This is a genomic window from Pseudonocardia sp. NPDC046786 (assembly GCF_040645415.1).
GTDB classification, from domain to species: Bacteria; Actinomycetota; Actinomycetes; order Mycobacteriales; family Pseudonocardiaceae; genus Pseudonocardia; species Pseudonocardia kongjuensis.
The window spans coordinates 94,943-106,599 of record NZ_JBEYYF010000011.1; the positions used below are offsets into that span (position 1 = coordinate 94,943).

Annotated in this window: 10 protein-coding genes and 1 pseudogene; 9 read left to right on the forward strand and 2 right to left on the reverse strand. The window is 72.8% G+C overall.

Annotated elements, in window-relative coordinates:
• Positions 1 to 102 precede the first annotated feature (102 nt).
• The 9 genes and pseudogenes from ABZ881_RS15870 (at position 103) to ABZ881_RS15910 (ending at position 9,771) form a co-directional block, all read left to right on the forward strand.
• The gene (locus ABZ881_RS15870; protein WP_358485195.1) at positions 103 to 3,000 is read left to right on the forward strand and encodes a ribonucleoside-diphosphate reductase subunit alpha; all 2,898 of its coding nucleotides are present in this window, start codon (positions 103 to 105) and stop codon (positions 2,998 to 3,000) included.
• Positions 2,997 to 4,067 (forward strand): ribonucleotide-diphosphate reductase subunit beta, encoded by a 1,071-nt coding sequence (locus ABZ881_RS15875; RefSeq protein WP_358485197.1) that lies wholly within the window; start codon positions 2,997 to 2,999, stop codon positions 4,065 to 4,067. The genes ABZ881_RS15870 and ABZ881_RS15875 overlap by 4 nt, the downstream gene beginning before the upstream one ends.
• A 123-nt stretch (positions 4,068 to 4,190) precedes the next feature.
• Positions 4,191 to 5,027 (forward strand): amidohydrolase family protein, encoded by an 837-nt coding sequence (locus ABZ881_RS15880; protein WP_358485198.1) that lies wholly within the window; start codon positions 4,191 to 4,193, stop codon positions 5,025 to 5,027.
• Between the two features lie 165 nt (positions 5,028 to 5,192).
• A pseudogene (locus tag ABZ881_RS15885) lies at positions 5,193 to 5,644 on the forward strand (3-hydroxyacyl-CoA dehydrogenase NAD-binding domain-containing protein); the annotation flags it as partial.
• Positions 5,645 to 5,737: 93 nt separating this feature from the next.
• Positions 5,738 to 6,010: a 3-hydroxyacyl-CoA dehydrogenase family protein gene (locus ABZ881_RS15890; protein WP_358485339.1), complete on the forward strand. Its 273-nt coding sequence runs from the start codon at positions 5,738 to 5,740 to the stop codon at positions 6,008 to 6,010.
• Positions 6,007 to 7,518, forward strand: a complete 1,512-nt coding sequence (locus tag ABZ881_RS15895) for an MmgE/PrpD family protein (RefSeq protein ID WP_358485199.1) — start codon at positions 6,007 to 6,009, stop codon at positions 7,516 to 7,518. The genes ABZ881_RS15890 and ABZ881_RS15895 overlap by 4 nt, the downstream gene beginning before the upstream one ends.
• 2 nt (positions 7,519 to 7,520) lie before the next feature.
• Positions 7,521 to 8,426, forward strand: a complete 906-nt coding sequence (prpB, locus tag ABZ881_RS15900; RefSeq protein ID WP_358485200.1) for a methylisocitrate lyase — start codon at positions 7,521 to 7,523, stop codon at positions 8,424 to 8,426.
• Complete coding sequence (locus tag ABZ881_RS15905) at positions 8,423 to 9,547, forward strand: bifunctional 2-methylcitrate synthase/citrate synthase (RefSeq protein ID WP_358485203.1); 1,125 nt, start codon at positions 8,423 to 8,425, stop codon at positions 9,545 to 9,547. The genes prpB and ABZ881_RS15905 overlap by 4 nt, the downstream gene beginning before the upstream one ends.
• Complete coding sequence (locus ABZ881_RS15910) at positions 9,544 to 9,771, forward strand: hypothetical protein (protein ID WP_358485205.1); 228 nt, start codon at positions 9,544 to 9,546, stop codon at positions 9,769 to 9,771. Before ABZ881_RS15905 ends, ABZ881_RS15910 begins: the two co-directional genes overlap by 4 nt.
• A 19-nt stretch (positions 9,772 to 9,790) precedes the next feature.
• On the opposite strand, the gene ABZ881_RS15915 is transcribed toward ABZ881_RS15910, so the two are convergent.
• Entirely contained in the window at positions 9,791 to 10,714 is a 924-nt protein-coding gene (locus ABZ881_RS15915) for a GNAT family N-acetyltransferase (RefSeq protein ID WP_358485207.1), read from the reverse strand.
• A 13-nt stretch (positions 10,715 to 10,727) separates the two neighbouring features.
• Positions 10,728 to 11,654 carry an LLM class flavin-dependent oxidoreductase gene (locus tag ABZ881_RS15920; protein WP_358485209.1) on the reverse strand — a complete coding sequence of 309 codons (927 nt, stop codon included), beginning with the start codon at positions 11,652 to 11,654 and terminating at the stop codon, positions 10,728 to 10,730.
• Positions 11,655 to 11,657: the final 3 nt, after the last annotated feature.

An 11,657-nucleotide genomic window follows, 5' to 3' on the forward strand; every position in this document is an offset into this window, starting at 1 on the left:
CTCCGGGCCTCGCGGGAGGGCGCCAGGGTGCGGCGGTCCCGGACCGTCGTCGCCTCCTCGCGCGGGTCACGGACCGACGGCGACTCGCGAGGAGAGAGACCCGTGACCGCAAGCACCGCTCCCCCTGCATCCGCGCACGGCACAGCCCCGCCCGGCCTGCGGGTGATCCGGCGTGACGGCTCCGAGACCACGTTCGACGCCGGCAAGATCTCGGTGGCGATGACCAAGGCGTTCCTGGCCGTCGAGGGCGGGTCCGCGTCGGCGTCGTCACGGCTGCACCATCTCGTCGGCGAGCTGACCGATCAGGTCGTCGCGGCACTGGCCCGGCATCCCGTGCCCGGCGTGCACGTCGAACAGATCCAGGACCAGGTCGAGCTGGCCCTGATGCGCGGCGAGCACCACAAGGTCGCCCGCTCCTACGTGCTCTACCGTGAGCAGCACGCGCAGGCCCGGGACACCGGACCCGAGACCGCCACCACCGATCTGCCGACCGTGCACGTCACCCAGCCCGACGGCAGCCGGGTCCCGCTGGACCGCGACCGCGTCGAGACCGTGCTCGCCGAGGCGCTGGCCGGGATCGAGGACGTGAGCCGGGAGCCGGTGCTCGCCGAGCTGGACCGCACCGTCTACGACGGCATCACCGCCGACGAACTGGCCCAGGCGCTCGTCATGGCCGCCCGCACGCTGGTCGAGCGGGAGCCGGACTACTCGCTGGTGGCGTCCCGGCTGCTGCTCGACCGGCTGCGCGCCGAGGCCGTCTCGCACCTGTCCGGCACCCGGGAGACGCCCGACCAGGCCACGATGGCGCAGCGCTACGCCACGTACACCAAGGACTACCTGAGCCGCGCGATCGACATCGGGCTGGTCGATCCGGAGCTCGCCACGTTCGACCTGGACCGGGTCACCGCCGCGATCCGTCCCGAGCGGGACACCGAGATCGGCTTCCTCGGCCTGCAGACCCTCTACGACCGCTACTTCCTGCACGAGCGCGGCACCCGGTTCGAGCTGCCGCAGGCGTTCTTCCTGCGGGTCGCGATGGGCCTGGCGATCCGGGAGGTCGACCGCGAGGCGCGCGCGATCGAGTTCTACGAGCTGCTGTCCAGCTTCGACTTCATGGCGTCCACCCCGACGCTGTTCAACTCGGGCACCACCAGGGCGCAGCTGTCGTCGTGCTTCCTCACCACCGTCGACGACGACCTGGACTCGATCTTCGGCGGCTACCGGAACAACGCGCTGCTCGCGAAGTACTCCGGCGGCCTGGGCAACGACTGGACCCCGGTCCGCGGCCTCGGCGCGCACATCCGGGGCACCAACGGTGTCTCGCAGGGTGTCGTGCCGTTCCTCAAGATCGCCGGGGACACCGCCGTCGCGGTCAACCAGGGCGGCAAGCGCAAGGGCGCGGCGTGCGCCTACCTGGAGACCTGGCACGTCGACATCGAGGAGTTCCTCGACCTGCGCAAGAACACCGGCGACGACCGGCGCCGCACGCACGACATGAACACCGCGAACTGGGTGCCCGACGAGTTCCTGCGCCGGGTGCAGGCCGACGGTTCCTGGACGCTGTTCTCCCCGGACGAGGTCCCCGACCTGCACGATCTCTACGGCACCGCGTTCCCCCTGCGCTACCGCGAGTACGAGCAGGCCGCCGAGCGCGGCGAGATCCGGGTGCACCGCACGGTGCGCGCGGTCGACCTGTGGCGCCGGATGCTGACCATGCTGTTCGAGACCGGGCACCCGTGGATCACCTTCAAGGACCCGTGCAACCTGCGCAGCCCGCAGCAGCACGCCGGCGTGGTGCACTCGTCGAACCTGTGCACCGAGATCACCCTGAACACCCAGGCCGGAGCCGACGGCGAGGTCGCGGTCTGCAACCTCGGCTCGGTCAACCTGGCCGCGCACATCGGGCCCGACGGGCTCGACACGGACAAGCTGCAGCGCACGGTGACCACGGCGGTCCGCATGCTGGACAACGTCGTGGACATCAACTTCTACACGATCCCGGAGGCCCGCCGGTCCAACCTGCGGCACCGCCCGGTCGGCCTGGGGATGATGGGCTTCTCCGACGCGCTGTTCCTCCAGCGGATCGCGCCGGGCAGCGACGCCGCCGTCGAGTTCGCCGATCGCAGCGCCGAGGCGCTCAGCTTCCACGCGATCGCGGCGTCGTCGGATCTGGCCGCCGAGCGTGGCCGCTACGCCTCCTTCGACGGCTCGCTGTGGAGCCGGGGGATCCTGCCGATCGACTCGCTGGAGCTGCTCGCCGCCGCCCGCGAGGAGGGCGAGTTCGACGTCGACCGCTCCACCACCCTCGACTGGGACACGCTGCGCGAGACGGTCCGTACCCAGGGCATGCGCAACTCCAACGTGCTGGCGATCGCCCCGACCGCGACGATCTCGAACATCTGCGGGGTCGCCCAGTCGATCGAGCCGATCCACCTGAACCTGTACGTGAAGTCCAACATGTCCGGCGACTTCACCGTGGTGAACCCGCACCTGGTCCGTGACCTCAAGCAGCGTGGCCTGTGGGACGAGGTGATGGTCGCCGACCTCAAGTACTTCGACGGCTCGCTGGCCGAGATCGACCGGGTGCCGGCCGACCTCAAGGAGCTGTACGCCACCGCGTTCGAGATCGAGCCGCGCTGGCTGATCGCGGCCGCGTCGCGCCGGCAGAAGTGGCTCGACCAGGCGCAGTCGCTGAACCTGTACCTGGCCGGTCCGAGCGGGCGCAAGCTCGACGAGCTGTACCGGCTGGCCTGGCGCAGCGGCTGCAAGACCACCTACTACCTGCGGACCCGGGCCGCGACGTCGGTGGAGAAGTCCACCCTCAAGGGCACCGACGGGCGGCTCACCGGGGTGCCGACCGGCAGTGGCGGGAACCCGGCGGGCAGCGGCCCGGCGGCCAGCGGCACCCCGGCCGGCTCCGGCATCGCCGGGATGGAGCTCGATCTCGATCCCGCCGCCGCCTGCTCGATCGACGACCCCGACTGCGAGGCCTGCCAGTGACCGTCCCGACGACCGATGCGACCGGCCTCGGCGAGATCGAGCGCGGCGCCGCTCCGGTGCACGCCGACGACAAGCGCATGATCAACGCCCGGACCGACGTCAACCAGCTGCTCCCGATGAAATACCACTGGGCGTGGGAGAAGTACCTGGCCGGCTGCGCCAACCACTGGATGCCGACCGAGGTGGCCATGCAGGCCGACATCGCGCTGTGGCGCACCCCGGGCGGCCTGACCGACGACGAGCGCCTGATGCTGACCCGCAACCTCGGCTTCTTCGCCACCGCCGAGTCGCTGGTCGCGAACAACATCGTGCTCGCCGTCTACCGGCACCTGACCAACCCGGAGTGCCGGCAGTACCTGCTGCGCCAGTCGTTCGAGGAGGCCGTGCACACGCACACCTTCCAGTACGTCTGCGAGTCGCTCGGGCTCGACGAGGGCACGCTGTTCAACGCCTACCGCGAGATCCCCTCGATCACCGACAAGGACACCTGGGCGCTGCGCTACACCCAGGCGTTGTCCGATCCGGAATTCCGCACCGGCACCCCGGAGAACGACCGGGCGTTCCTGCGCGACCTGATCGCCTTCTACGTGGTGTTCGAGGGCATGTGGTTCTACACCGGCTTCGCCCAGATCCTGGCCCTCGGGCGGCGCAACAAGATGGTCGGGATCGCCGAGCAGTACCAGTACATCCTGCGCGACGAGTCCATCCACCTGAACTTCGGCATCGACTGCATCAACCAGATCAAGATCGAGAACCCGCACCTGTGGACGCCGGAGTTCGCCCGGGAGATCCGCGGCATGCTGCACGAGGCGTGCGAGCTGGAGGTCGCCTACGCCCGCGACACCATGCCGCGCGGGATGCTCGGCCTGACCGCCGAGTCCTGCGAGCAGTACCTGCGGTTCATCACCGACCGGCGGGCCGAGCAGATCGGGATCGCGCCGCTGTTCGGGCAGGCGGACAACCCGTTCCCGTGGATGAGCGAGGCGATGGACCTGCGGAAGGAGAAGAACTTCTTCGAGACGCGGGTGACGGAGTACCGCACCGGCGGCTCCCTGGAGTGGGACTGATCCGCCCGACCCGCCCGGCCACGGGCCCGGCGTTCGACAGCGCGGTCAGGTCCGTGTGAAGACCCTGTGACGGATCGGCCCGGCCGCACCACGCGGCCGGGCCGTTCTGTTCGACTGGGTGCCGTGACCGCAGCAACCGCCCTGCTCCCGCACGACGCGCACCGCCACCTCGGGGTGCTCCCCGCCTACCCGTTCTACGGCGGGCCGCCGGTCAATCCGGACGTCTCGGCCAGGGCGACGATCGACGAGCTGCGCCGCGACCTCGACGCCGAGGGCACCGAGCTGGCCGTGGTGATGCCGAACTACGGGGTGCCGGATCCGGCGCCGTCGTTCGCGCTGAACGGGCTGTGCCTGGAGGCCGCCGCGACCGACGACCGGGTCCGGGCCGGGATCTGGGCGTCCCCACGCCAGCAGGACGCCGCCGGCACCGCCGCCGCGCTCGCGCTCGCCGGGGAGCCGGGCGTGCGCATCATCAAGATCAGTTTCCTGCTCGGCGGGAGCCCCACCGACCCCGCCTGTGCCCCACAGCTGGACGCGATCTTCGCCGCCGCCCGCACCCACGACCTCACCGTGCACGTGCACACCTCGCCGGGCGGTGCCTCCGACATCGACCAGGTCGGCGAGCTCGTGGAACGCTATGCCGACGACGTCCGGCTGCACCTGGTGCATCTCGGCGGCGGGATGAGCGGGCACATCAAGCTCGTCGGGGGCCGATTCTTCGACTGGATCGAGCGCGGCAAGCAGGTCTATACCGACACCAGTTGGGCGATCGGTTTCGCGCCGCGCTGGCTCGCCGCCGAGATCGAGAAGCGCGGGCTCGGGGCCGATCGGGTGCTGTTCGCCTCGGACGAGCCGTGGGGCGACCGCGAGGGCGAGTACGCCCGCCTGGTCGCCGCCACCGGGGACGGCGAGCTGGCCCGCGCGGTCCTGCGCGGCAACGCGGAGCGCCTCTACGCCTGATCGTTCGCAGGATTCGCAGAACCGTCCCGGAAGTACGCACGGATTCGCCTCCTTGGTTCCCTCGCCACCGGCTCCCCCGCTGGTCCAGGCTCCTGACACAGCAGGAGCGGGAGGAGTCGGGGCGTGCCGGGAATCGAGCGGGTCGGCGTCATCGGCGCGGGAACGATGGGCGCGGCCGTGGCCGAGGCCTGCGCCCGGGCCGAGCGCGACGTGCTCGTGGTGGAGCGCTGCCCGGCGACCGCGGCCGCCGGCCGCGAGCGGGTGCTGCGCTCCCTCGATCGCGCCGTCCGCGCCGGGCGGCTGTCCTCCCCGGAGCGCGAGCGCGCCGCCTGCCGGCTGCGCTGGTCCACCGACACCGGTGAACTCGCCGATCGCGATCTCGTCATCGAGGCAGTACCCGAGGACCGGACGGTCAAGTCGAGCGTGCTCGGCGCGGTCTGCGGAGTACTGAAGGACGACGACGCGATCGTCGCCTCGACCACCGCAGCGCTCCCGCTCACCGCGCTGGCCGCCGCGACGAACGGCCCCGCACCGTCGTCGGGCTGCACTTCCTGCCGCCCGCACCGCTACTGCCGCTGGTCGAGATCGTGCCGGCGCTGACCACCAGCCCGCGCACCCGCGACCGTGCCGAACTGTTCGTCACCCGGGTGCTCGGCCGGCGCACGCTGCGCGTCCCGGACCGCGCCGGGTACGTGGTCAACACCCTGCTGGTGCCCTATCTGCTGTCCGCGATCCGGCTGGTCGAGAGCGGTGTCGCGACCGCCGAGGAGATCGACGCCGGCATGCGGGGCGGGTGTGCGCACCCGATGGGACCGCTCGAGCTCGCCGATCTGGTGGGGCTCGACACCGTCCGCACCGTCGCCGAGGCGATGCACGCGGAATGCCGGGAACCCCAGTTCGTCCCACCTGCCCTGCTGAACCGGATGGGGCTCCACCGCTACCCCTCGAAGACCTACCCGATCATGAGTGAGGAGATCGCATGACCGTCGACCACAAGGTCCGGGTGCACCGCAGCGAGGAGAACCTCGCCCGGGCCGACCAGCTGGCCTGGAAGATCGCCGAGGTCGCCGCGGACGGCGTCGAGCCGCCCACCGAGGTGGCCGACATGGTGGTCAACCGGCTGATCGACAACGCCGGCGTGGCGACCGCATCGGTGAACCGCGGACCGGTCGTCGCGGCCCGCGCGCAGGCGCTGCGGCACGCCGCGGCGCAGGACCGGACGGGCGCGGTCGTCTTCGGTACCCGCGAGCGGGTCTCCCCGGAGTGGGCGGCCTGGGCCAACGGCGTCGCCGTGCGCGAGCTGGACTACCACGACACCTTCCTGGCGGCCGACTACTCGCACCCGGGCGACAACATCCCGCCGCTGCTGGCGGTGGCCCAGCACACCGGCGCCGACGGGGCCGCGCTGACCAGGGCGATCGCTGTCGCCTACGAGGTGCAGGTCGCCCTGGTCACCGGGATCTGCCTGCACTCGCACAAGATCGACCACGTGGCGCACCTCGGCCCGTCGGTGGCCGCGGGCATCGGCGCGCTGCTCGACCTGCCGACCGAGGTCACCTACCAGGCGGTGCAGCAGGCCCTGCACACCACGACCGCGACCCGGCAGTCGCGCAAGGGCGAGATCTCGTCCTGGAAAGCATTCGCCCCGGCGTTCGCGGGCAAGGTCGGGATCGAGGCCGTGGACCGGGCGATGCTCGGCGAGGGTGCGCCGTCGCCGATCTACGAGGGCGAGGACGGCGTGATCGCCTGGATGCTGGACGGGCCGGACGCCGGGTACACCGTCGCGCTCCCGGTCCGCGGCGAGGCGCCGCAGGCGATCCTGCAGACCTACACCAAGGAGCACTCGGCGGAGTACCAGAGTCAGGCGCTGATCGACCTGGCCCGCCGCCTCGGCCCGCGGATCCGCGAGGCGGGTGGCCCCGGACAGGTGCGCAGCATCGTCATCCACACCAGCCACCACACGCACTACGTGATCGGCTCCGGATCCGGCGACCCGCAGAAGTACGACCCGAAGGCCTCCCGGGAGACCCTGGACCACTCGATCCCCTACATCGTCGCGGTCGCACTGCTCGACGGCGGTTTCCATCACGAGCGCTCCTACCCGCCGCACCGGGCGGCCGACGACGAGCTGGTCGGGCTCTGGCACGCGATCTCCACCGTCGAGGACCCGGAGTGGACCCGGCGCTACCACTCGCACGACCCGGCGGAGAAGGCGTTCGGCGGCCGGGTCGAGGTCACCTTCACCGACGGTTCCACGCTGACCGACGAGATCGCCGTCGCCGACGCGCACCCGCTCGGCGCCCGCCCGTTCGGCCGGGACGCCTACGTCGGCAAGTTCCGGGACCTGTCCCGCGACGTCGTCGACCGGGTCGAGCAGGATCGCTTCCTGGACCACGCGCTGCGCCTGCCGGAGCTGTCGGCCGCGGACCTGGGCGAGCTGACGGTGGTGCTCCCCGATCTGGCCGTGGCCCCCGGGCGCGGGGTGTTCTGAGCATGCTCGGATCGAGCAGCACCGCGCACCAGCGGCGGGTCGCGTTCCGCGAGGCACTGGCCGATGGCAGGCTGCTGCAGTTCCCCGGCGCCTTCAACGCGCTGTCGGCGATGCTGATCGCCGAGCAGGGCTTCGACGGCGTGTACGTGTCCGGGGCGGTGCTGTCCGCCGAGCTGGGGCTGCCCGACGTCGGCCTGACCACGGCCACCGAGGTCGCCGCGCGGGCCGCCACGATCACCCGCAGCACCGATCTGCCGACCCTGGTCGACGCCGACACCGGCTGGGGCGGCCCGGCGAACGTGGCCAGGACGATCCGGGCCTTCGAGGACGCAGGCATCTCGGGATGCCACCTGGAGGACCAGGTCGAGCCGAAGCGGTGCGGGCACCTGGAGGGCAAGGAGCTGGTGTCCACCTCGGACATGTGCACCCGGATCCGGGCCGCCGTCCGCGGCCGCCGGGACGACGCGTTCGTGCTCTGCGCCCGCACCGACGCCCGCGCCGTCGAGGGCCTCGACGCCGCGATCGACCGGGCGAGGGCCTACGTGGACTCGGGCGCGGACATGGTCTTCGCGGAGGCGCTGACCGACGAGCGCGAGTACGCCGCGTTCCGGCACGCGCTCGACGTCCCGCTGTTGGCCAACATGACCGAGTTCGGCAAGAGCCCGATGCTGTCCGCGCAGACCCTGGAGAAGCTCGGCATCAACATCGTCATCTACCCGGTGACCCTGCTCCGGCTGGCGATGGGCGCCGCCGAGACCGGGCTCGCCGAGATCCGCCGCAGCGGCTCCCAGCAGGGCGTCGTCGAGCGGATGCAGACCCGGAGCAGGCTCTACGAGCTGCTCGGATACGACGAGTACGCGGCATTCGACGCGCGGCTCGCCGGATATCTGGAGGAGGACCCGTCATGACCGTCACCGACGCACCGCCGGAGGTGCACAAGGGACTGGCCGGCGTCGTCGCCGACACCACGGCGATCTCGAAGGTCGATTCCGAGACCAACTCGCTGCTCTACCGCGGCTACCCGGTGCAGGACCTGTGCGCGCACCGCGGTTTCCTCGAGGTCGCGCACCTGCTCTGGACCGGCGAGCTCCCGGACGCCACCGCGCTGGCCGCGCTGACCGAGCGCGAGCGGGCGCTGCGCCCGATCGACCGCAGCCTCCGAGCCCTGCTGATGTCCACACCGACCACCTGCCATCCGATGGACACCCTGCGTACCGCGGTGAGCTGGCTCGGTGCGGAGGACGTCCGGGAGGACGACGCCGGGGCGAACGCCACGAAGTCGCTGCGGCTGCTCGCGGCGCTGCCCACGGTGGTCGCGATCGACCAGCGCCGCCGCCGTGGCCAGGACCCGATCGCGCCGGACCCGTCGCTGGGGTACTCGGAGAACTTCTTCCACATGACGTTCGGCGAGGTCCCGGCTCGTGAGGTGGTGCGGGCGTTCGAGATTTCGATGATCCTCTACGCGGAACACAGCTTCAACGCGTCCACCTTCACCGCGCGCGTCGTGACCTCGACGCTGTCCGACCTGTACAGCGCCGTCGTCGCCGGGATCGGCGCGCTGAAGGGGCCGCTGCACGGCGGCGCGAACGAGGCCGTCATGCACATGCTCGCCGAGATCGACGGCCCGGAGTCGGCGCAGGACTGGCTGGCCGGGGCGCTCGCCGGGAAGCGGAAGATCATGGGCTTCGGGCACCGGGTCTACAAGCGCGGCGACTCCCGGGTCCCGACCCTGCAGTGCTCGCTGGAGGAGGTCGTCGAGCTCACCGGGGCGCACGGCCTGCTCGCCACGCACACCGCGCTGGCCACCGCGATGCACCGGGAGAAGGGCCTGTACCCCAACCTGGACTATCCCGCCGGTCCGCTCTACCACCTGATGGGTTTCGACATCCCGATGTTCACCCCGCTGTTCGTGATGGCCCGGATCACCGGCTGGACGGCGCACATCACCGAGCAGCTGGCCGCGAACTCGTTGATCCGCCCGCTGGCGAGCTACGAGGGGCCGGCCCGCCGTGAGGTACCCGCCCGGTGACCACCACCGGTGTCCCGGCCGGCGTCCGGCTGCGGCTCGACGGCCCGCACGTCGCGGTGCTGTCCCTCGGCGGCCGCCCGGCCGGGTTGCTGTCCGGCCAGGACCGGCGGACCGCTCGCGCCGAGCTGGTGGCCCGGTGCGCGGAACTGATCCGCAGCCGGGACCACCGGGAGGCGGTGCGGGCGTTCCGGGAGCGACGCGCCCCGCGGTTCCGCCGGGCCTGAACCGGCCCGGCGGCAGGCGTCACCGGGCCGCGGGCCGGTCGGCGACGATCGCCGACCACACCCCGCGGACCGGGACGAACCCCAGGCCCAGCCAGAACGGCTCGGCGGTCGGGTTGCCCGGCAGGAAGCCCAGCCCGAAGCGGGTGGCCCCGGCGCCGGCGAGCACCGTGCAGGCGGCGTGCACCAGCGCGGTACCGGTGCCCCGGCCGCGCCCGGCGGCGGTGACCCCGACCGAGCGCAGGTGCCCGGTCCGGCCCGGCGGGAGCGGGTGCACCAGGCCGTCGTCCGGGGTGTCGACCAGCTCGCAGGCCGCGTAGCCGACGACCCGGCCGTCCCGCTCGGCGACGAACACCGGACGGGCCGGGTCGGCGGCCAGCACCGCGCCGGAGGTCCAGCCGCGGACCGCGTCGACGTCCCGGGTGAACGGGGAGATCGCCACGTGATAGCGGGTCTCCTCGACCGCGAGATCGACCACGGCCGGCACGTCGGCGGGGGCGGCGATCCGGACCGTCACGCCCGCCACCGGGTGGCCGGGCAGCGGCTCGGCCGCCCGCTCCCCCATCAGCGCGTCCAGCCGCAGCCCGGCCGCGGCGAACGCGGCGGCGGTGCCGGTGTCCCCGGACGGCCAGCGCACGACCAGCTGGGTCCGGCCGGGCAGCCGGTCCGCGTCGGTGTAGCGGGTGGCGAGCCGGACCAGCTCGGCCACCGATGCCGCCGCCCCCGGCGTCGACGGATCGGGCAGCACCACCCGGTCCAGGGTCCCGGTGTGGTCGCCGAGGACGGCCCGCTGCAACGCGTCCGGCGCCCAGGTGTCCTGGCGCAGCAGCGCGAACGCCCGTCCCACCCGCAGCAGCCTGCCCCCGGTCCACGGCGCGGACGCCGGTGTCGGCGGCAGCAGGTAGCGGCCGTCCGGGCCGCGCAGCCGTTCGGCCTGCGCTCGCATCTGGTCGGACGGTTCAGGCGGTGGATGCACGGCGGTGGTCCTCTCTCGGGTCGGGCCCGTCACGGAAGCCCCGGGCCAGCCGGGCGACGCGGCGCAGGATGGGATCGAGCTCGGCGAAGGTCAGCCGGGCGGGTTGGACGTGACACAGCAGCCGGGTGGCGTACGGCAGGCACGGGTCCGCGGCGAGGCCGGTGGCCACCTCGTCCTCGGTGCCCGCGTAGACGTTGCCGGCCGCCAGATGGGCCACCGGGTCCCGGCCGGAGCGCGCGATGTGCGGCGCGAGCAGGTCGCGGACCTCCTCCCGGGAGGCCCCGGGGACCAGCGGCCGGGACAGGCCCACCCGGCGCCCGCCGGCCGCCCGGAACCGGGCGAGCAGGCCCGCGGACCGCGCGTCGTCCGGGCCGGCGGGGCCGGAGCGGCGCCCGGACAGCAGGCCGGTGCCGCGCTCCGCGGCGGTCCGCACCCCCGTCTCCGACGAGGTGGCCAGCCAGAGCCGGTCCCGCAGCCCACCCGCCGCGGGGACCACGTCCGCCCCGGCGAGCGCGTCCAGCGCCGTGTCCAGCCGCGCGTGCCGGTCCTGCGGCCGGATCCCGAACACCTCCGCCACCCCGGGATCCGATCCCGCGCCGAGCCCCAGCTGCAGCCGCCCGCCGCTCAGCGCGTCCACCGTCGCCGCGTCCTCCACCAGCCGCAGCGGATGCTCCAGCGCGCCGACGACGACCGCGGTCCCCAGCCCGATCCGCTCGGTGCGCGCGGCGACCGCCGCCAGCACCACCAGCGGCGACGACGCGTGGCCCTGCTGGACACCGAGATGGTGCTGGGCGACCCAGAACGAGCCGAATCCCAGTTCCTCGGCGCGCACCGCCAGCCGCACGGTGTCGGCCAGCTCGGTCGCCGAGTCGCGCGGCCCGGCGGCGTGGGTCAGAACACCCCATTCCAAGCT

Excerpts from the sequence above, each read along its gene's own strand:
- ABZ881_RS15895 (WP_358485199.1), top strand. The coding sequence starts at position 6,007 with ATGACCGTCGACCACAAGGTCCGGGTGCACCGCAGCGAGGAGAACCTC.
- prpB (WP_358485200.1), top strand. The coding sequence starts at position 7,521 with ATGCTCGGATCGAGCAGCACCGCGCACCAGCGGCGGGTCGCGTTCCGC.
- ABZ881_RS15905 (WP_358485203.1), top strand. The coding sequence starts at position 8,423 with ATGACCGTCACCGACGCACCGCCGGAGGTGCACAAGGGACTGGCCGGC.
- ABZ881_RS15915 (WP_358485207.1), bottom strand. The coding sequence starts at position 10,714 with ATGCGAGCGCAGGCCGAACGGCTGCGCGGCCCGGACGGCCGCTACCTG.